At 68.5% G+C, this 20,207-nt stretch carries 19 protein-coding genes and 1 tRNA gene; 9 read left to right on the plus strand and 11 right to left on the minus strand.

Annotated features, from left to right (window positions below; translation table 11 throughout):
- The first annotated feature begins 12 nt into the window (after nt 1–12).
- Both glp and moaD read left to right on the plus strand, forming a co-directional pair.
- Nucleotides 13–1,239, plus strand: coding sequence for a gephyrin-like molybdotransferase Glp (gene glp, locus QPK32_RS17635; protein ID WP_374046763.1), 1,227 nt, complete (start codon nt 13–15; stop codon nt 1,237–1,239).
- A gap of 8 nt (nt 1,240–1,247) precedes the next feature.
- Nucleotides 1,248–1,505 (plus strand): molybdopterin converting factor subunit 1, encoded by a 258-nt coding sequence (gene moaD, locus QPK32_RS17640; RefSeq protein WP_290414106.1) that lies wholly within the window; start codon nt 1,248–1,250, stop codon nt 1,503–1,505.
- A 133-nt stretch (nt 1,506–1,638) separates the two neighbouring features.
- Here moaD and QPK32_RS17645 read toward each other — a convergent pair whose 3' ends face one another.
- The 5 genes from QPK32_RS17645 to QPK32_RS17665 form a co-directional block, all read right to left on the minus strand.
- The gene (locus tag QPK32_RS17645) at nt 1,639–2,889 is read right to left on the minus strand and encodes an MFS transporter (protein ID WP_290414107.1); all 1,251 of its coding nucleotides are present in this window, start codon (nt 2,887–2,889) and stop codon (nt 1,639–1,641) included.
- Nucleotides 2,890–3,056: 167 nt separating this feature from the next.
- Complete coding sequence (gene dctP / locus QPK32_RS17650; RefSeq protein ID WP_290414108.1) at nt 3,057–4,076, minus strand: TRAP transporter substrate-binding protein DctP; 1,020 nt, start codon at nt 4,074–4,076, stop codon at nt 3,057–3,059.
- 404 nt (nt 4,077–4,480) lie between these two features.
- Nucleotides 4,481–5,431: an alpha/beta fold hydrolase gene (locus QPK32_RS17655; protein ID WP_290414109.1), complete on the minus strand. Its 951-nt coding sequence runs from the start codon at nt 5,429–5,431 to the stop codon at nt 4,481–4,483.
- A complete protein-coding gene (locus tag QPK32_RS17660) occupies nt 5,428–5,628 on the minus strand; it encodes a helix-turn-helix transcriptional regulator (protein ID WP_290414110.1) in 201 nt (66 codons plus the stop codon). The genes QPK32_RS17655 and QPK32_RS17660 overlap by 4 nt, the downstream gene beginning before the upstream one ends.
- Complete coding sequence (locus QPK32_RS17665; protein ID WP_290414111.1) at nt 5,625–6,023, minus strand: hypothetical protein; 399 nt, start codon at nt 6,021–6,023, stop codon at nt 5,625–5,627. The genes QPK32_RS17660 and QPK32_RS17665 overlap by 4 nt, the downstream gene beginning before the upstream one ends.
- A 147-nt stretch (nt 6,024–6,170) precedes the next feature.
- Between QPK32_RS17665 and QPK32_RS17670 the strand changes: the two genes are divergently transcribed.
- Complete coding sequence (locus QPK32_RS17670) at nt 6,171–7,430, plus strand: TIGR03862 family flavoprotein (RefSeq protein ID WP_290414112.1); 1,260 nt, start codon at nt 6,171–6,173, stop codon at nt 7,428–7,430.
- Nucleotides 7,431–7,476: 46 nt separating this feature from the next.
- Nucleotides 7,477–8,052: a hypothetical protein gene (locus QPK32_RS17675; protein WP_290414113.1), complete on the plus strand. Its 576-nt coding sequence runs from the start codon at nt 7,477–7,479 to the stop codon at nt 8,050–8,052.
- Between the two features lie 3 nt (nt 8,053–8,055).
- Here the strand turns inward: QPK32_RS17675 and QPK32_RS17680 are convergent, their stop codons facing one another.
- The 6 genes from QPK32_RS17680 to hpnC form a co-directional block, all read right to left on the minus strand.
- The gene (locus QPK32_RS17680) at nt 8,056–8,865 is read right to left on the minus strand and encodes a GIN domain-containing protein (RefSeq protein WP_290414114.1); all 810 of its coding nucleotides are present in this window, start codon (nt 8,863–8,865) and stop codon (nt 8,056–8,058) included.
- 9 nt (nt 8,866–8,874) lie between these two features.
- Nucleotides 8,875–9,663: a DUF1700 domain-containing protein gene (locus tag QPK32_RS17685; protein WP_290414115.1), complete on the minus strand. Its 789-nt coding sequence runs from the start codon at nt 9,661–9,663 to the stop codon at nt 8,875–8,877.
- 22 nt (nt 9,664–9,685) lie between these two features.
- On the minus strand, nt 9,686–9,832 hold the full coding sequence (locus tag QPK32_RS17690) for a hypothetical protein (RefSeq protein WP_290414116.1): 147 nt from the start codon (nt 9,830–9,832) through the stop codon (nt 9,686–9,688).
- A gap of 144 nt (nt 9,833–9,976) precedes the next feature.
- Nucleotides 9,977–11,389 carry a hydroxysqualene dehydroxylase HpnE gene (gene hpnE / locus QPK32_RS17695; RefSeq protein WP_290414117.1) on the minus strand — a complete coding sequence of 471 codons (1,413 nt, stop codon included), beginning with the start codon at nt 11,387–11,389 and terminating at the stop codon, nt 9,977–9,979.
- On the minus strand, nt 11,376–12,221 hold the full coding sequence (gene hpnD / locus QPK32_RS17700; protein ID WP_290414118.1) for a presqualene diphosphate synthase HpnD: 846 nt from the start codon (nt 12,219–12,221) through the stop codon (nt 11,376–11,378). Before hpnD ends, hpnE begins: the two co-directional genes overlap by 14 nt.
- Before the next feature lie 77 nt (nt 12,222–12,298).
- A complete protein-coding gene (gene hpnC / locus QPK32_RS17705) occupies nt 12,299–13,108 on the minus strand; it encodes a squalene synthase HpnC (protein ID WP_290414119.1) in 810 nt (269 codons plus the stop codon).
- A 244-nt stretch (nt 13,109–13,352) separates the two neighbouring features.
- On the opposite strand from hpnC, the gene QPK32_RS17710 reads away from it, so the two are divergent.
- The 5 genes from QPK32_RS17710 (at nt 13,353) to clpP (ending at nt 20,074) form a co-directional block, all read left to right on the plus strand.
- Nucleotides 13,353–14,498, plus strand: coding sequence for an efflux RND transporter periplasmic adaptor subunit (locus QPK32_RS17710; protein ID WP_308632593.1), 1,146 nt, complete (start codon nt 13,353–13,355; stop codon nt 14,496–14,498).
- Entirely contained in the window at nt 14,495–17,617 is a 3,123-nt protein-coding gene (locus QPK32_RS17715; RefSeq protein ID WP_290414121.1) for an efflux RND transporter permease subunit, read from the plus strand. The genes QPK32_RS17710 and QPK32_RS17715 overlap by 4 nt, the downstream gene beginning before the upstream one ends.
- 295 nt (nt 17,618–17,912) lie before the next feature.
- Nucleotides 17,913–17,999, plus strand: a tRNA-Leu gene (locus QPK32_RS17720).
- 31 nt (nt 18,000–18,030) lie between these two features.
- Nucleotides 18,031–19,371, plus strand: a complete 1,341-nt coding sequence (gene tig, locus QPK32_RS17725; RefSeq protein WP_290414122.1) for a trigger factor — start codon at nt 18,031–18,033, stop codon at nt 19,369–19,371.
- 85 nt (nt 19,372–19,456) lie between these two features.
- A complete protein-coding gene (gene clpP / locus QPK32_RS17730; RefSeq protein WP_290414123.1) occupies nt 19,457–20,074 on the plus strand; it encodes an ATP-dependent Clp endopeptidase proteolytic subunit ClpP in 618 nt (205 codons plus the stop codon).
- Nucleotides 20,075–20,207 lie beyond the last annotated feature (133 nt).

Below are 20,207 nucleotides of genomic sequence, written 5' to 3' on the forward strand. Positions count from 1 at the left end.
GCGCGCAAGCCCATGCTGACCGTGCGCGAGGCGCTGGACTTCCTGCTGGCCGGCGCGCGTCCCGTCGACGGCGTGGAGGTCGTCGACACGCTGGCGGCGAACGGCCGCGTGCTGGCCGAGGACCAGGTCTCGCTGCTGGACGTGCCCTCGGCCGACAACACGCAGATGGACGGCTATGCCGTGCGCGCGGCCGATTGCGCGAGCGGCGCCGCGGTGCTCCGCGTCGCCCAGCGCATCCCGGCCGGCAGCGTCGGCCAGCCGCTCGAACCCGGCACCGCGGCGCGCATCTTCACGGGCGCCTTGATCCCGCCAGGAGCCGATGCCGTCGTGATGCAGGAACAATGCGAGGCGGACGGCGGCCACGTGACCGTCCGGCATGCGCCGAAGGCGGGCGAATGGATCCGCCGCGCCGGCGAGGACGTGCGCGCCGGCAGCGTGATCCTGCCGGCCGGAACCCGCTTGCGCGCCCAGGAACTGGGCCTCGCGGCGTCCGTCGGCCTGGCCACGCTCCCCGTGCGCCGGCGCCTGCGCGTGGCCGTGTTCTTCACCGGCGACGAACTGGCCATGCCGGGCGAGCCGCTGAAGCCGGGCGCCATCTACAACTCGAACCGCTTCGCCCTGCGCGGCCTGCTGGAAAACCTCGGCTGCGCATTCACCGACTACGGCATCGTGCCGGATTCGCTGCAGGCCACGCGCGACACGCTGCGCAAGGCGGCGCGCGAACACGACCTGATCATCACCTCGGGCGGCGTGTCGGTCGGCGAGGAAGACCATATCAAGCCGGCCGTGGAAGCGGAAGGACGCCTGAACATGTGGCAGATCGCCGTCAAGCCGGGCAAGCCGCTGGCATTCGGCGCCGTGCGCCGCGAGGCTGGCGAGGAAGGCGGCGACGGCGAAGCGTTCTTCATCGGCCTGCCTGGCAATCCCGTGTCGAGCTTCATCACCTTCCTGCTGTTCGTGCGGCCCTTCCTGCTGCGCCTGCAAGGCGTGACGGGCACCGTGGAGCCGCGCACGATCGCCATGCGCGCCGACTTCGACTGGCCCAAGGGCGACCGCCGCAATGAATTCCTGCGCGCCCGCATGAACGACGCGGGCGGCCTGGAACTGTTCCCGAACCAGGGCTCGGGCGTGCTGACGTCCACCGCCTGGGCCGATGGCCTGATCGACAACCCGCCGGGGCAAAGCATCGCGCGTGGCGACACGGTGCGCTTCATCCCGTTCGCTTCACTCCAGTACTGAATACCGACATGAACATCAACCTGCGTTTCTTCGCCAGCGTGCGCGAAGCCCTCGGCACCCCGGGCGAGACGGTGGCGCTGCCGGACGGCGTGGCCACCGTCGGCGCCGTGCGCGACTTCCTCATCGCGCGCGGCGGCGCCTGGGCCGACGCCCTGGCCCACGACCGTGCACTGCGCATGGCCTTCGACCACGTCATGTGCGCGCCCGAGACGCCCGTCAAGGAAGGTGGCGAAGTGGCGTTCTTCCCGCCGGTGACGGGCGGCTGATTCACTTCCGCTAAAAAGACCGTCGCCCCTGCGCAGACAGGGGCCCAATTTCTCGGCGCTGCGACTGCGCCGGCAAACTTGGGCCCCTGCCTGCGCAGGGACGACGCATTTGTGGTGCTTTTATCGACCGTGATCAACCGTGATGCGCTTCCTCGCGCACCGCATGCGCCTGGACCGCTGCGCCGTGGCGCATTGCCGCGACGATGACCAGCACCAGCGCCAGCACCGTCAACGCCGCCCCGCCGAACATCACGGCCGCATAGCCCGCGCCTGCGTTCAGCACGGCCGCGCCCAGCGCCGCGCCGATCGCATTGCCCAGGTTGAACGCGCCGATGTTCACTGACGAGGCCAGGCCCGGCGCTTCCGTCGCGGCGCGCATCACGCGCATCTGCACGGGCGGCACCAGGGCGAAGGACGCGATGCCCCAGACCAGCAGGCCGATCGCGGCGCCGGCCTGGCTCTGGGCCAGCCAGGGGAAGGCGATCATGGTCGCCGCTTCCAGGGCCAGGAAGAACACCAGCGTCTTGTCGATCGAACGGTCGGCCAGCTTGCCGCCGACCGAGTTACCGATCGTGAAGCCGATGCCGACGACGGCCAGCATCAGGGTGATGAAGCCCGGCGAGGCCTGGGTAAACGTCTTCAGCGCGGGATTGATGTAGGTGTACAGCGCGAACATGGCGCCCGAGGCCAGCACGGTCGTCAGCAGCGCCTGCAGCACGACGGGACGCATCAGCACCTTCAGTTCCTTGCGCACGTCCGGTGCCTCGCCCTTGCTGCCCTTGGGCAGGAACATCAGCAGCGAAGCCATCGCCAGCACGCCCAGCATGCCGATCGCGCCAAACGACTCGCGCCAGCCCAGGCTGTCGCTGACCCAGGTGGCGGCCGGCACGCCGCCGATATTGGCGATGGTCAGGCCCGTGAACATCGCCGCGACGGCGCTGGCCTGCTTTTCGCGCGGCACGAGGCTGGCGGCGACGACGGAACCGATGCCGAAGAAGGCGCCGTGCGTGAGACTCGTGATGACGCGCGCCGCCATCAGGCTGGCGTAGTTCGGCGCCAGCGCCGAGAGGATATTACCGATGGTGAAGATCGCCATCAGGGCGATCAGCGCGTTGCGTCGCGGCCAGCGCGCCAGCAGCAGGGTCATGATCGGTGCGCCGACCATGACGCCGATGGCGTAGGCCGAGACGAGCATGCCGGCCGACGGGATCGACACGTTCACGCCCTGGGCAATGGTGAGGAGCATGCCCATGGGCCCGAATTCGGTGGTGCCGATGCCGAAGGCGCCGATGGCCAGGGCGAGCAGGGGCAGGGCGGCGCTGTGCGGCTGCCCAGTGGAGGAAGTGCGGGAGGAAGTGCTGGAGGATGGTGTGGATGCGTGCATATTATTCTCGCGTGGTTCGGCCGGGACCCATGTCCGGCCCGATGAACCCGCATTATGCACGCGATCACTTTTTCAGATAAAGCGCCTAATCCTCAAAACACTTTTGAAAATAACGCGAGAATTGACGCGCAAAGCCCGTCACCCCTGCGATGGCAGGGGCGACGCGGTCACGCCAGCGTCTTTTCCGCCAGCGCCATCAGGCGTGCGCAATTGGCATTGCGGTCGGCATAGTCCTTCCACGCCGTCGTGCGGGCCAGGTCCTGCCATTTGCGCAGCGAGACGTCGGTGAGGTCGATCGTGCGGCCGCCGTTGCCCTGGAAGAGCGCGGCCACCGAGGCATCGTCCATCTGGGCCGACTTGCGCGCGAAGCTTTCCAGGTCGGCGCCCACGGCCAGCAGCGTCTTCTGCTGGTCCTTCGTCAGGCGGTCGAACGAGGCCTTGGAGATCAGCAGGGGCTCGAGCATGAACCAGTAGGCGCCGCTGCGCGCCGTCGTCACCGACTTGCTCACCTCGTCCAGGCGGAAGGAGATCAGCGACGACGACGAGGTCATGGCGGCGTCGATGCGGCCCTGCTGCATGGCGCCGCGGATCTCGTTCGAGGGCATGGCGACGACGCTGGCGCCGGCTTCCTTGAGGATCAGGTCCATCTCGTGCGAGCCGCCGCGCACCTTCAGGCCGGCCGCGTCTTCCGGATCGACGATGGGCCGGGCGCGCGACGCCATGCCGCCCGCTTGCCAGATCCAGCTGAGGATCACGATGCCCTTGTCGGCCAGGATGCGGTTGAATTCCCGGCCGATTTCGGCGCTCTTCCAGGCGTAACCCTGTTCGTAGGATGTCACCAGGCCCGGCATCAGGCCGATATTGGCCTCGGGCAGGTCGGCGGCGGCGTAGGACAGGGGTACCAGCGACATGTCCAGGCGGCCCGCGGCCAGCGCCCCGATCTGCGCCTCGCTCTTCATGAGCGTGGAGCGCGGGTAGATCGAGAATTTGACCTTGCCCCTGGTGCGGCGCTCCGTCTCGGCGGCGAACATGCGGCACAGCCGGTCGCGGAAATCGCCTTCGGCAACGCTGCCGCCGGGGAACTGATGGGAGATCTTGAGGTGCGTGGGCTGGGCCCACGCCGTCTGGAGCCAGAGCGGACTGGTCGCGATCGCGCCCAGTAATGTCCTACGGGTCATTACCGACATATTCATCCTCCAAGATGATCAGATCGACGTGTCGAATCGTGCCTCCGTGTCGCATGGCGCCGGCTGCATCGTTCGTATTGTTGTGCGTATAAGAATAGGCTGAGCCAGTGGCATGTCAAGACGAAAATTGAATTTATGCCAAAGCTTTTTGCCACGAACCGTGCCGGCGGCATGCGGCAATGCAGCGCAAGTATCTGCCTTGCGAACGCAGCATTGTTTGCGCTAGCTCTAATGGTGGCCCGGTTCGCTACGTATTGCGGTGCATCGCCCGTACCAGCTGCGGTGTTGCACGAAAAGCACGTCGCCCCGGCGTAGGCCGGGGCCCAATTTCGCCACGCCGCCGGAGCGCACGGAACTTGGGCCCCGGCCTGCGCCGTGGCGACGGTGGCAGGGGATGCGGAAGCTCAGAGGCCGCGCAGGAAAGCGCGGATCGCGTCGCGCACCTTGTCCGGCTGGTCGAACATGGCGAAGTGGCGCGCCGGCGCGATGCCCGTCACCTGCAGGCGCGGCACGCCCTCCAGCAGCGCGCGGTAGTAGTCGAGCTTGGCCGCTTCCGTCAGGCCCTGCTGCTGGCTGTCGAGGTCGAAGTAGGGCGCCAGCACGAGGACCGGCGCGGCGATCGACTTCAGCCCCGGGCGCAGGTCCAGCGCCAGCACGTCCGCCGTGTAGCGGCCCACCGACGCCGGGTCGCTGCGGCCCGTCAGCTTGGCCAGCTCGTCGGCCTTGTCCATGTCCAGCACGCCGATCGTGCGCATATAGCCCTGCTGCTGTGCGGCGAAGGCGCCAGCCGGGATGCCCGCCAGGCGCTGGCGCATCGTGGCGGCTTGCTGGGTGCGCTGCTGGGGCGGGAAGTCCTCGGTGCCGGGGAAGACGGGCAGGCCGTCGATGCTGACGATGCCGCCCAGCAGCTGCGGCCCGTCTTCGGCGAGCGCGAAGCCGAGGATGCCGCCCAGGCTGTGGCCGATCAGCACGGGCTTGTCCAGGCGCCGCTGGGCGATCAGCTTCTTGACGGCGGCCTGCGCGGCGGCGAACGGTTGGTCGCCGGCGGCCGGGCGGCCGTCGAAGCCCGGCAGCGTCAGCACGTACAGCGTGTAGTCGCCGGCAAAGGCGCGGATCGTGTCCTGCCATACCCAGCTGCCGCTCGCCAGGCCCGGCACGAGGATCAGGGGCCGGCCGCGCGACCCGTGGCGTTCGACCAGCACGCCGTCGACCTCGAAGCGTTCTGCCGGGGCGATCGTGGCTGCGTAGCGGCTCGGCGCGGCAGCGGCCGGTGCCGGTTCGATGGCGCGGACTTCCTGGCCGATGCAGAGGACAACGACCAGCAGGGCGGCGATGCGGGATTTCGTGCACTTCATACGGACTCCTCGGGGAAAAAGATGGTTTCGATCGGCTGGGCGAACAGCCGGGATATCGCGAACGCCAGCGGCAGGCTGGGGTCGTACTTGCCCGTCTCGATGGCGATGACGGTCTGGCGCGACACGTCCAGCAGCTCGGCCAGGTGGGCCTGGCTCCAGCCGCGCGCGCCGCGCAGGTCGCGGATCAGGTTCTTCATGGTTCCGGGCGCCGCTCCACGCGCGCCCTGGCGAGCGAGGCCAGCGCCCAGCTCGCGCCCATCACGATCCAGACGGAGAACATCGACAGGCGCGGGAAGCCGGCCGTCTCCAGGAAGCCGTAGCTGAACGTGACGGCGCCCGTGATGGCGAACGCGAGGCCCAGGGTCTCGAGCATGCGCAGGCGCTGGTATTCGTCGATGCGGCGCACGTGGCGGGCGATGGCGCGGATCATCAGGCCGAAACCGGCCATGGGCAGCAGCAGCACGGCCGTGCGCAGCGGACCTTCGGGCAGCGGGCGGCCGAACGCGATCGACGCGCTCAACAGGACCACGTAGACGGCAAGCGCCGTGAACAGCTCGCGGTGATACGCTTTCGTGACGCGTCGTTCGTGCATGGGAGACTCCTCGTCGTGGCGGTGAATGTAAAGGATGCTTGACATCGTAGGCCGATGCCTCCCAGATGTCAAGCTCCCTTTACATCGACCGGCGCGCCGGCATTCGACTACAATGCACGCCTTTCCTCGCACACGCCGCTTCCTGCCATGATCCAGACTCCCGACCCTTCGCGCCGCGCCATCGTCGTCGGCGGCGGCCCCGCCGGCCTGATGGCGGCCGAGGTGCTGGCCGCGGGCGGCGCATCCGTCGACGTGTACGACGCCATGCCGTCGGTCGGGCGCAAATTCCTCCTGGCGGGCAAGGGCGGCATGAACATCACCCACTCGGAACCGCTGGACGCGTTCGCGGGCCGCTACGGCAGCCGCCGCGCCGACGTCGCGCCGTGGCTGGACGGCTTTGCGCCGGACGCCGTGCGCGCCTGGATCCACGACCTGGGTGTCGATACCTTCGTCGGCACGTCCGGCCGCGTCTTCCCCACCGACATGAAAGCCGCGCCGCTGCTGCGCGCCTGGCTGCACCGGCTGCGCGAGGGGGGCGTGCGCTTCCACATGCGGCACCGCTGGCTGGGGTGGGACGGTAGTCCGGCCGCCGGCGCGCTGCGCTTCGCCACGCCCGAGGGGGAGCGCGTCGAGCGGGCCGATGCCGTCGTGCTGGCGCTGGGCGGCGCCAGCTGGGCGCGGCTCGGCTCGGACGGCGCCTGGGTGCCGCTGCTGCGGCAGGCGGGCGTGGACGTCGCGCCGCTCGTTCCCGCCAACTGCGGCTTCGACGCCGACTGGAGCGCGCATTTCGCAGAGCGCCATGCGGGCGCCCCGCTGACCACCGTGGCGCTGGCGCTGGACGACGTCGATGGTGTCCCGCTGGCGCGCAAGGGCCAGTTCGTCGTCACGGCGACGGGCATCGAGGGCAGCCTCGTGTACGCCTTGTCGGCGCCCATCCGCGAACGCATCGCACGCGATGGCCAGGCCACGGTGTTCGTCGACTTGCTGCCGGACCACGACGCCGCGCGCGTGCTGGACGAGGTGGCGCGGCCGCGCGGCACGCGCTCGATGTCCAGCCACCTGCAGAGCCGCCTCGGCATCAAGGGCGTGAAATCGGGCTTGCTGCACGAGTGCCTGTCGAAGGAAGCCTACGCCGACCCGGCGCGGCTGGCGCGGGCGATCAAGGCGCTGCCGCTGGTCGTCAAGCGGCCGCGCCCCATCGACGAGGCGATCAGCAGCGCCGGCGGCGTGCGCTTCGCGGACCTGGACGCCGGCGGCATGCTGCGCGCCGTCCCCGGCACCTTCGCCGCCGGCGAGATGGTGGATTGGGAAGCGCCGACGGGCGGCTATCTGCTGACGGCCTGCTTCGGCAGCGGCCGCGCGGCGGGCCGCGGCGCGCTGGCCTGGCTGGAGCGCACGCGCCCCTGAGGTCGATCATGTTAGGATGGCAATGTTTCGTCACGACCGTCATTCCATGAACAAGACCTTGTCCTGCATCCTTGCCGCACTGGCGGCACTGGCCGCGCATGCCGCCTCGGCTGCCTCGGCCGCCGAACCCTCGTGCGCCCGGCAGCTGGGCGCGAAGCCCGCGGCCCTGCTCGTGGCCCAGTGCACCCGCGTGTCGCCCGCCACCCATCCGCCCTGCAACGTCGCCAACAGCTGCGCCATGGTCGTGGGCGAGATCGAGCGCAGCTGCAACCTGCTCGAGGGCGAATCGTATGCGCCGAAGTTCTGCAAGGTGGCCGACATGCGCAAGGGCACGGCGCGCGCGACGGGCGTGCTGATGCCGTCCGACAGCGGCGACTACCCGCACCTGCGCGTGATGACGGACCAGGGTGTCCAGATGGGCGGTTTTTGCGTGGGCGACAAGGGCTGCGCCGCCTGGTTCGTGGATGGCAAGGAGGGCGAGGCGCCGCTGGCGCTCGACCCGAAGCTGCGCGGCCGCCGCGTGGAAGTGGAATTCGTCACCGAGCCGAATCGCGGCCGGATCGAGAGCGACGAGGAGAACGCCATCCTCACGTTCGTCAAGCGGGCGGCCTTGCTCAAGTAGGCGTCAATCCTTGAACACGACGCTGCCGCTGCCGTGGCGCGTCACGCTGCGCTCGTCCGGATTGCCGTAGACGACGGCGTCGCCGCTGCCCGTGAGCGACACGTTGACGGCGCGGCTGGCGTACACGGCGCTGTCGCCGGAACCCTCCTGCACGAGCGCGGCCTCCTCGGCGCGCAGGTGGCGCGCATCGATATCGCCCGAACCGCGCAAGGTGGCCGCGAGCGAGCGGCTGGAACCGACGAGGGTCAGCCGTCCCGAGCCCTCGACGTCGCCCGTCACCGTGTCGCTACTGCCGCCCGTGACCTCGAGGTCGCCGCTGCCGTGCACATTGGCCGCGATGTCGCGGTAGCGGCCGTTGAAGCGCACGGTGCCCGAGCCGCCCAGCGTGATGACGATGCGCTCGCCGCCGAAGCCGCTGACGGCATGCTCGCCGCTGCCGTTGACGGCCAGGTTGTCCAGCGTCGGCAGCGTGACGGCGACCTCGATCGGCTGGCGGTGGCGCAACAGGATGCCGCGCGGGCCGATGCGCAGCGTATCGCCGTCGAGCGCCGTGTCGATGTTCGCCAGCAGGCGCTGCTCGCCCCGCACTTCCAGGCTGGGGACGGGGCCCTGGCGCAGCGTCAGGTTGACGGGGCCGCTGACCTCGACGCTGGTCGCCGCCCGCGCGAGCGTGCGCTTGTCGGTGGCGACGAGGCGGCTTCCCGGGCTGGACGGGCCGTTGCCGCCGTGGGCGCGCAGCATGCTGTACGAGACGCCGATCAGGACGAAGGCCAGCAGCAGCAGGGCGAAGCCGATTTTCAGGAGTGCGCGCATCGCCGCCTTTCAGCTGCCCTTGAGCAGGGACCGGTTCATCTGCAGGTAGCGCTTGAAGCCCACCCATGTATAGCGCGTGACGACGAGCGAGGCCAGCAGCAGCGCGATCCCGCCCAGCACCATGCCGCCGCCCAGCAGGGTCTGCGTGGTGCGCGATTCCGCGTCCATGTCCGTGCTGATGCGCAGCGTGCTGTCGGCCACCGCCTCGGCGCCGCGCAGCACGCGCGAGCGCCGCGAGGCGGAGGCGGCGTCGGTCTCGCTGCCATCGCCGTCGTCGCCGGCCGGCTCGGCGCGTTCCTGGCGCACGTGGATGCCCTGGTCGCCGATGGTGATCAGCATCTGGCGCTCGCCGCGGTCCTCGTCGATCGTGACGAAGCGGCTCGGCCAGTCGAGCACCAGCTCGTTGGTGCCGGCCAGGCCGCTGGCGGTGGTGGCGATGCCCGCCAGGTAGAACGCGAGCGCGCTCACGTACAGGGCGCACAGCAGCGAGGCGTAGACCATCGCCGGCACGAGCATGAACAGGTTGAAGATGGCCAGGCCGAACGCGGACACGACCATGCGCGCCGCCCCGGCCGGGCTTTTCCGGACCGACAGGCTCGCCATGTGGGCGCTGGCGCGCAGCGTCATCGCGATCTTCTTCGGCTCGTCCAGCTCGCCCGCCACGTCCTGCTCGCTGCGGCCGGCGGCGACGCCGTCGACGAAGCGCTGTTCGTAGTAGGCGAGCGTCCTGGCCTGCACGTCCGGCTGCAGGCCCATCATGGCCCGCTTGAGCGCGTCGAGATATTCCAGCTTGCCCATGCGTTATCCTCCGGCCCCGGCGTCAGTGGTGGCCGATGACCGGCATGGCGTAGAAGGCCGGGTCCGGGGCCGCGCCGGCGCCGACCAGGCCCGGATGGACGAGCGCGACGGTCGCCAGGGCGACGACGGCCAGGAGGGCCAGGGTACGCAAGCCGAGTACGAGGTTCATGTGCATGTCCGCCAACATTCTTGTCGATGCTCCCACTCTACGCAGCGGCGCCCGGGCAGGCCAGCGCGGTGCGACGGACTGCCGTTTTTGCGGGATAGTCCGCACGGGGCTGCGACAGCCGGATGGCAGGAATCGGGACCCGGCTCACGGCGCGCGCCCCTTCAGCAGCGCCTGCGCGGCCTGCACGCCGCTGCGCACGGCCGCTTCCAGCGTGGCCGGATAGTCGCTGGCCGTGTAGTCGCCGGCCAGGAACAGCCCGGGCAGGGCCGTCGCGTTCGCGGGGCGGGCGAGGCCGGGGGCGCAGGCGAAGGTGGCGCGCTTTTCCGTGATGACCTGGCTCCAGCGCGACGCCGCCAGGCCCGGCATGGCGAAGGCGTCCGCCAGCTGCGCCGCCACGGCGCGCGCAAGCGCCTCCTGCGGCTGGGCCGCGGCATCGCCGGCGGCGCTGACGACGACGGCCAGCAGGCCGTCCTGGCCGTCTTTGCCACCTTCGTCGTCGGCGTCGAGCTGGCCGCGGTCGAACGCGAACTGGCCCCACAGGCCCCGCTCGGGGGCATCGAGCAAGGCGCAGAACGGCAGCGGCAGGCGGGTGCCCGGATCGTACTGCAGGTAGACGGTGGAAATCGGCTCGTAGGCGAAGGCGTCGAGCTGCGCGCAGGTCTGTTCCAGCCCCGGCAGCGCGCGCAGCAGGCTGGCGGCCTGCCAGGGCGGCGCGGCGACGACGAGCGCATCGTGGACCAGGCAGCCGGCATCGTTGCCCACGCGCCAGCGCGTGCCGTCCTGCGCGATGCTGCCCACCCGGGTACCCGTCAACACGCGGGCGCCGCGGCCTTCCAGCCAGCCGCGCGCGGCGTCGGGAAACAGCGCGTCGAGCAGCACGCGCGGGAGCAGCATGTCGGAAGCGGCGCGCTTGGCGCCCAGGCTGTCGCGCAGCACGGCCAGGAAGACCCGGGCCGAGGCGCGCTCGGGCGGGGTGTTCAACGCGGCGATGCACAGCGGCGCCCACAGCAGGCGCTGCAGGCGCGGGGTCTGGTCGAAGCGCTCGAGCAGCTCCGTGACGCTGCAGTCGGCGTGCAGCTGCCAGCCCATCCAGCGCGCGCTCGTCGAAAAACGCGCGAGCGCCAGCTTGTCCTCGCGCGCGAGACCCTTGGCGCGCAGCAGTGCCGCCAGCACGTGCAGCGGCGCCGGCAGGCGCGGGGCCACGAAATCCATCAGCCCCGAGGCGGGCGGATAGCGCATCTGCAGCGGCAGGCGCAGGAAGGCGGCGCGCGGGTCGACGCCGACGCGGCGCAGCAGCTTCAGGCTGTCCTTGTAGGCGCCCAGCAGGATGTGCTGGCCGTTGTCCAGCCGCCGTTCTCCGGTCGGGCCCTTGACCTCGACGGCGCGCGCGCGGCCGCCCAGCGTGCGCGCCGCTTCGTACAGCGTGACGCGGCAGCCGGCGGCGGCCAGCTCGACGGCGGCGGCACAACCGGCCCAGCCGCCGCCGACCACCGCCACGTCGGCGCCGTCAGCCGCGCAGTCAGCCTCGCTGTCAGCCTCGCTGTCAGCCTTTAACATACGTCTTCCACGCCAGCCACAGCTTGCGCAGCGGCGTCAGCGAAATCTTCTGGTTCAGCACGTGGTAGCCGTCGCGCGCGATCTCGTCGAGCAGCGTGCGGTAGATCGCGGCCATCATCAGGCCGGGACGCTGGGCGCGCCGGTCGGCCTTGGGCAGCAGGGCGAAGGCCTCGTCGTAGATGCCCTGGGCGCGCTCGGTCTGGAACTTCATGAGCGCCTCGAACTTCTCGCTGTGGCGCGCGTTGAGGATGTCGGCCGCCGTCACGCCGAACTGCTGCAGCTCGTTGACGGGCAGGTAGATGCGGCCCTTGCGCGCGTCCTCGCCCACGTCGCGGATGATGTTGGTGAGCTGGAACGCCAGTCCCAGCTTCTCGGCGTACTCGAGGGTCCGGGGATCGGTCACGCCGAAGATGCTGGCCGACAGGATGCCGACGACGCCGGCCACGTGCCAGCAGTACTTGCGCAGGCCGGCGTAATCGAGGTAGCGCGACTGGTCCAGGTCCATCTCCATGCCGTCGATGATCGCCAGCAGGTGCGCTTCCTTCAGGTCGTACACGGCCAGGTGGGGCTGCAACGCGAGCATCACGGGGTGCGTGGGCGGGTTGCCGTCGCCGTGGCCGTACATGCTCGACACTTCCTTGCGCCACCAGGCCAGCTTGATGCGGGCGACGGAGCCGTCGCTGGTCTCGTCCACGGTGTCGTCGACTTCCCGGCAGAACGCGTACAGCGCCGTGATCGCGCGCCGGCGTTCCGGCGGCAGGAACAGGAAGCTGTAGTAGAAGCTGGAGCCGCTCTGGACGGTCTTTTGTTGGCAGTATTCGTCGGGGGACATAATCAAATTCGGGTCATGCGGCGCGGGGCCGCGCGGTGAGTCCGCTATCTTATCCGATGGTGCGCAATTCCGGTCCACTACATGCGGAGGGCGCGCCAGGCGACGACGATCCAGTCGCGGCGCTTCAGTTGGGGACGGCGCCGGAACACGTCGTACTGCACGCGCTCGATGGCGTCGAGGATGCGCAGGCCGCCCTGCACGATGAAGCGCAGTTCCCAGCCGATGCGGCCCGGCAGGCGCGTGGCCAGCGGCGCGCCCTGCAGCATCAGCGCCCTGGCACGTTCGACCTGGAAGTCCATCAGGGCGCGCCAGGCAGGGCCGGTGCGGCCGTGGGCGATGTCGTCCTCGGACACGCCGAAGCGCGCCAGGTCTTCCCGCGGCAGGTAGATGCGGCCCTTGTCGATGTCGATCGCGACGTCCTGCCAGAAATTGATGAGCTGCAGGGCCGTGCAGATGGCGTCGGCGTCGCGCAGGCTGGCCTCGTCGTCGACCTCGTACAGGCCCAGCATCAGGCGCCCGACGGGGTTGGCGGAACGGCGGCAGTAGTCGAGCAGGGCGCCGTAGTCTGCATAGCGGGTCGTCACGACGTCCTGGCGGAAGGCGCTGAGCAGGTCGCGCAGCGGCTGCAGCGGCAGGCGGTGCGCGCGCAGGGCCGCGGCCAGGCGCGCGAACATGGGGTCGACGCTCGGCTGGTCGACGGCGATCACGTCGAGCTGGGCCTCGTAGGCCTGCAGCGCGGCCAGGCGCTGCTCGGGCGTCGCGTCGCCCTCGTCGGCCAGGTCGTCGGCGCTGCGCGCGAACGCATAGATCGCCTCGACCGCCGGCACCAGGCGGCGCGGCATCAGGAGCGAGGCGACGGGGAAGTTTTCGTAGTGGTCGACAGCCATGGATGAGGAACGGAGCGGGGACCCAAGCAGGATCTAGATTGCTGACTCTAAAGTCATTTATTTCGCATTGTTGCATGATTATAATTGCTCAGCTTCATGCCAAGTAATAAATCGACGCAATGCCCGGCGCGGACCGTCACGCGCGCCGCGTCGCCCATGTGCAGGATCGACCGAGGACTCCATCGTGCTCCACTCGTTTGTGCTTGACCCGTTTTCCCCTCGCTGCGCCCAGCCGCGCGCAGCCATGCTGTCCGCCGTACTCCTGGCGGTATTCCTTGCCGCGCTGCTGGGCGGCTGCTCGAAAGCGCCGCCGCCGGCGCCCGACGTGCGCCCCGTACGGGCGCTGACGCTGGCGGCCGGCAACGGCGGCGCCAGCGCCGAGTTTTCCGGCGATGTGCGGCCGCGCTACGAATCGCGCCTAGGCTTTCGCGTGGGCGGCAAGATCAGCGCGCGCCAGGTCGACGTCGGCACCGTCGTCAAGCGCGGCCAGGTGCTGATGCAGCTCGACCCGCAGGATCTGCGCCTAGGCCAGGCCCAGGCAGACGCCAGCCTGCGCGCGGCGCAGACGACTGCGGAACTGGCGCGCGCGGAGCTGAAGCGCTACCAGGACCTGCGCGCCCAGAACTTCGTCAGCCAGGCCGTGCTCGACGAGAAGATCGCCGCGGCCCGCTCCACCCAGGCCCAGGCAGAGGCGGCGCGCGCGGCCCTGCGCAACCAGGCCAACCAGACGGGCTATGCGCGCCTGCTCGCGGACGCCGACGGCGTCGTCACGGGCATCGACGCGGAAGTGGGCCAGGTCGTGCAGGCCGGCACCCCCGTCGTGCGGGTGGCGCGCACCGACGAGAAGGAGGTCGTGATCGGCGTGCCCGAGGACCAGGTCGACGCGCTGCGCGAGGTGGCCGACGTCAGGGTGCGGCTGTGGGCCGACCCGGGCGCCAGCATTCCGGGCAAGATCCGCGAAGTGTCGCCGGTGGCCGACCCGGCCACGCGCACCTACACGGTCAAGGTCACGGTGCCTGCGCGCGAGGATATCCGCCTGGGCATGACGGCCGTGGTGGCGCTGCAGAAGAAAGGCGACAAGCAGGGCGGCGTCCGCGTGCCGTTGCCGGCCCTGGTCCAGAACGGGGGCGCGACCTCGGTGTGGGTCGTGGAAAACGGGGCTGTGCGCTTGGTGCCCGTGAAGGTCGGCGGCGTGTCCGGCAACGACGTGGTGCTGGTGGACGGGGTGCGTCCGGGCCAGACGATCGTCACGGCCGGCGTCAACCTGCTCAAGAGCGGCCAGAAGGTCAGGATCCTCGCGGCCGACGTGGCGCGCCGCGGCGATGCCGAGCAGGAGGCCATCGGCGGCGCGGCGAACGGTGGCGCAGCGGCGGCCGGGGTCAAGCAATGAGGCACTTCAACCTGTCGCGCTGGGTCCTCGAGAACATACCCCTCACGCGCTACCTGATCGCCGCGCTGCTGATCGGCGGCATCCTCAGCTACCAGCAGCTGGGCCAGGACGAGGATCCGCCGTTCACCTTCCGCATCATGGTCGTCACGGCCTACTGGCCCGGCGCCACCGGCGTCCAGATGGCCCAGCAGGTCACGGACAAGCTGGAGAGGAAGCTGCAGGAAACGCCGCACGTCGACAAGATCCGCAGCTTTTCCAAGCCGGGCGAGACGACGATCCTGATCGAGCTGCGCGAATCGACGCCGCCCCAGGACGTGCCGTCTACCTGGTACCAGGTGCGCAAGAAGGTCGGCGACATCGCGAACACGCTGCCGCAGGGCGTGGTCGGGCCGTTCTTCAACGACGAATTCGGCGACACCTACGGCTCGATCTTCGCGCTGTCCGGCGACGGCTTCACCTACGCCGAGATGCGCGACTACGCCGACTTCGTGCGCCAGCAGCTGCTGGCGGTTCCGCTCGTCGCCAAGGTCGAGCAGTTCGGCGTGCAGGAAGAAAAGATCAACATCTTGTTCTCGCAGCAGAAGTTCGCCCAGCTGGGCGTGCCGTTCGAACAGATCGTGAACCAGATCGCGACGCAGAACGGCATCGAGTCGGCCGGCATGCTGGTGACGCCGCTGGAAAACCTGCAGGTGCGCGTGACGGGCGGCCTGAAGACCGTCAAGCAGCTGGAAGACCTGAGCCTGCGCGCCGGCGGCACCACGTTCCGCCTGGGCGACTTCGCGAAGGTGGAGCGCGCCTACGAGGATCCGCCGCGCGAGAAGATGCGCTACAACGGCCACGAGGTGATCGGCCTGGGCGTGTCGATGGAAAAGGGCGGCAACATCATCGCGCTGGGCAAGGGGCTGGAAGCGACGGTGGAGCGGATCCGCGCCCAGCTCCCCGTCGGCATCGAGCTGGAACGGGTGTCGAACCAGCCGGCCGCCGTCACCGAGTCCGTCGACGAGTTCATGCACACGCTGGTCGAGGCGGTGGTGATCGTGCTCGTCGTGTCCTTCCTCGCGCTGGGGCTGCACAGGAAGCCCAGGCTGCGCCTGGACATCTGGCCCGGCCTCGTCGTGGCGCTGACGATCCCGCTGGTGCTGGCGATCACCTTCCTGTTCATGCACATCTTCGACATCTCGCTGCACAAGGTGTCGCTGGGCGCCCTGATCATCGCGCTGGGCCTGCTGGTCGACGACGCCATCATCGCCGTCGAGATGATGGTCCGGAAAATGGAGGAGGGCATGTCGCGCTTCGAGGCGGCGACCTTCGCCTACACGTCGACCGCCTTCCCCATGCTGACGGGCACGCTGATCACGGCCGCCGGCTTCCTGCCGATCGGCCTGGCGAAGTCCGCCGCCGGCGAATACACGTTCACGATGTTCTCGGTGAACGCCATCGCCCTGCTCGTGTCGTGGCTCGTGGCCGTGAGTTTCACGCCCTACATCGGCTTCATCCTGCTGAAGGTGAGTCCGCATGCGGACGGCGAGGGCGGGGCGCATGCCCACGACGTCTTCGACACGCCCGCCTACCGTCGCCTGCGCCGCACCGTCGACTGGTGCGTCACATGGCGCAAGACGACGATCGCGCTGTCGCTGGGCGTGTTCGCGCTGGGCGTGTTCGGCTTCAAGTTCATCGAGAAGCAGTTCTTCCCCGATTCCAGCCGTCCCGAACTGATGGTCGAAATGTGGCTGCCCGAGGGCACGAGCTTCGCGACCAACGAGGCGCTGGTCAAGAAATTCGAGCGCTTCGTGCGCGCCCAGCCTGAGCTGCACAGCGTGACGAGCTACGTCGGCACGGGCAGCCCGCGCTTCTACCTGCCGCTGGACCAGATCTTCCCGCAGTCGAACGTGTCGCAGTTCGTCGTGCTGCCCAAGGACCTGGCGCAGCGCGAGACCCTGCGGCGCAAGATCGAGGAGGCGTTCAAGACCGACTTCCCGGAAGTGCGTGGACGCGTGAAACTGCTGCCGAACGGGCCCCCGGTGCCGTATCCCGTGCAGTTCCAGGTGGCCGGACCGGATATCGCCGTCGTGCGCGGCGTCGCCGACCGGGTCAAGGACATCCTGCGCGCGAACCCGAACGCCGTCGGCGTCAACGACAACTGGAACGAATCGGTGAAGGTGCTGCGCCTGGACCTCGACCAGGACAAGCTGCGCGCGCTGGGCGTGACGTCCCAGGCCGTGCGGCGCACGGTGGCGACCGTGCTGTCCGGGACGACGGTGGGCCAGTTCCGCGAGAGCAACCGCCTGATCGACATCGTCGTGCGCCAGCCCGTCGAAGAGCGCTCGACCATGTCGGTGCTCGCGAACACCAACGTGGCGACGCCGGCGGGCCGTCCCGTGCCGCTGTCGCAGCTGGCCCGCATCGAGTTCGTGTGGGAGCCGGGCGTCGTGTGGCGCGAAGGGCGCGAGTGGGCGATCATGGTCCAGGCGGACGTGGTCGAGGGCATCCAGGGCCCGACCGTGTCGGCGCAGGTGGGCGACAAGCTGGCGGCGCTGCGCGCCGGGCTGCCGGCCGGCTACCGCATCACGCTGGAAGGGGCGGCGGCCGACAGTTCCGAGGCGGAAGCCTCGATCGCCGCCAACGTGCCGCTGGTGCTGTTCATCGTGTTCACGCTGCTGATGCTGCAATTGAAGAGCTTCTCGCGCGCGCTGCTCGTGTTCCTCACGGGACCGCTGGGCGTGGCCGGCGCGGCGATGGCGCTGCTGGCGCTGCACCGGCCGTTCGGCTTCGTCGCCAACCTGGGCGTGATCGCGCTGTTCGGCATGATCATCCGCAATTCCGTGATCCTCGTCGACCAGATCGAGAAGGACATCGCGGCCGGACATCCGGCCTGGGACGCGATCGTCGACAGCGCCGTGCGCCGCGCCCGACCGATCCTGCTGACGGCCGCCGCGGCGGCGCTGGCGATGATCCCGCTGTCGCGTTCCGTTTTCTGGGGGCCGATGGCGGTGGCGATCATGGGTGGCCTGCTGGTGGCGACGGCGCTGACGCTGCTGTTCCTGCCGGCGCTGTATGCGGCGTGGTTCCGGGTGCGCAGGGCGGACGGCTCGCCGTCCACGCGTTCGACCGGCGCATGAACGCTCCAGCCCCAGCCCTAGGTGGGCATGGCATGCCCACCGTTCGCTGCGGCGCACCATCTGCGTAAACGATTGAAATTTCGCGAGAAAATGGCCGAGTTACGTCATAACGGGGCAAAAACGCGGCCATATGCGCTTCGCACGGATTAAAAATCGCCCAATGGTGTCAGAAAATCCAGTAAAATATCGTGTTGAAGTTGTAGCCCCTAATCAAGCGCATGGCAGGGCGGCCGGTTTCACCGTCGGGCGCCCTTTGTTTTTGCGGGTAGATATGGGGCAAGATGCAGCATCCTGAGCGAGGATGGCGAAATTGGTAGACGCACCAGGTTTAGGTCCTGACGCCAGCAATGGTGTGGGGGTTCGAGTCCCCCTCCTCGCACCACGAATAATTATTTTTTTGGACGATTTTTACAATGGCAACTGCAGTCGAAAACCTGGGTAAACTCGAGCGCCGCTTGACTCTCTCTTTTCCGCTGAGCGACGTACGTACGGAAGTCGAAAAGCGCCTCAAGCAGCAGGCCAAGACCGCACGTGCGCCGGGCTTCCGTCCGGGTAAGGTGCCGCTCAAGATGGTCGCCGCCCAGTACGGCTACCAGATCGAGTCCGACGTCCTGAACGACAAGGTTGGCCAGGCCTTCAACGACGCCGCCAACGAAGCGCAGCTGCGCGTGGCCGGCATGCCGAAAATCGAGCCGAAGCAGGAAGCCCCGGAAGGCATGCTGGCATTCGACGCGACCTTCGAAGTCTACCCGGAAGTCGTGCTGCCGGCGCTGGACGGCATCGAAGTCGAGACCGTCAAGACCGACGTGTCGGACGCCGAGATCGACAAGACCATCGACATCCTGCGCAAGCAGCGCGTGCACTTCCACACCAAGGGTGAGGCAGGCGAGCACGGCGACGGCGGCGAAGCCGTCGCGGCCAACGGCGACCGCGTGACCGTCGACTTCGTCGGCAAGATCGACGGCGTCGAGTTCGAAGGCGGCAAGGCCGAGGACTATCCGTTCGTGCTGGGCGAAGGCCGCATGCTGCCGGAATTCGAAGCCGCGACCGTGGGCCTGAAAGTGGGCGAGAGCAAGACCTTCCCGCTGCCGTTCCCCGAGGACTACCATGGCAAGGACGTGGCCGGCAAGACCGCCGAGTTCACCATCACGCTGAAGAAGCTGGAGTGGGCGCACCTGCCGGAAGTCGACGCCGAGTTCGCCAAGTCGCTGGGCATCGAAGACGGCAGCGTCGAGAAAATGCGCGAAGACATCAAGGTCAACCTGGAGCGCGAAGTCAATGCCCGCATCAAGGCCCGCAACAAGGAAGCCGTGATGGACGCCCTGGTCAAGCACACCGAGATGGACGTGCCGAAGGTCATGGTCGAGCAGGATTCGGAACGCCTGGCCGAGCAGACCCGCCAGGACATGGCCCAGCGCGGCATGGACGTCAAGAGCCTGCCGTTCCCGGCCGATTTGTTCGCGACCAAGGCCGAGCGCCGCGTGCGCCTGGGCCTGATCCTGTCGCAACTGGTCCAGGACAATAACCTGCAAGCTACCCAAGAGCAGGTGAAGGCCCAGATCGAGGACTTCGCGCAAAGCTACGAGGATCCGAAGGAAGTCCTGAAGTACTACTACAGCGACCGTCGCCGCCTGGGCGAGGTGGAAGCTCTTGTATTGGAAGAAAACGTCGTTAACTATGTGCTTGGCAAGGCGAAGGTGACTGCCAAGGACATCGCCTTTGACGAACTGATGGGAAGCACCGCGCAGGCGTAAGCTTCCTTGAGGGAGCCGTGCGACAATACCCTTGCTGTTTTGGGATAGTACGGCTCCGTAATCTTCATTAAGGAAAGTGACAGGTATGAATCGTAATCCGGCATTGGATACCCAAGCCCTCGGCCTCGTGCCGATGGTGATCGAGCAGAGCGGTCGCGGCGAACGCGCCTACGACATCTACTCGCGCCTGCTGAAGGAGCGCGTGATTTTCCTGGTCGGTCCTGTCAACGACCAGATGGCCAACCTCATCGTGGCCCAGATGCTGTTCCTGGAAAGCGAGAACCCGGACAAGGATATTTCGCTGTACATCAACTCGCCGGGTGGTTCCGTGTCGGCTGGCCTGGCCATCTTCGACACCATGAACTTCATCAAGCCGGACGTGTCGACCCTGTGCACGGGCCTGGCCGCGTCGATGGGCGCCTTCCTGCTGGCCGCTGGCGCCAAGGGCAAGCGCTTCTCGCTGCCGAACTCGCGCGTGATGATCCACCAGCCGTCCGGCGGTTCGCAGGGCATGGCATCGGACATCGAGATCCAGGCCAAGGAAATCCTGTACCTGCGCGAGCGCCTGGCCCGCATCATGGCGGACAACACCGGCCAGACGATCGAACAGATCCACAAGGACACGGACCGCGACCGCTTCATGTCGGCCGAGGAATCCGTCGAGTACGGCCTGATCGACAGGGTCTTGACGAACCGCGGTTAAGCATTCGACAAGATGTTGCCCGTACGACGCCCGGACGCGACAGCGCTTCGGGCGTTTTGTTTTCAAATCGGGTAGCATGGAGCCGTGCACGGTTGTTGCACGTACTTGTTGCATACTTGTATTAGCGTTATAT

This window comes from Massilia sp. YIM B02763, from assembly GCF_030412015.1.
Taxonomy (GTDB): domain Bacteria; phylum Pseudomonadota; class Gammaproteobacteria; order Burkholderiales; family Burkholderiaceae_D; genus Telluria.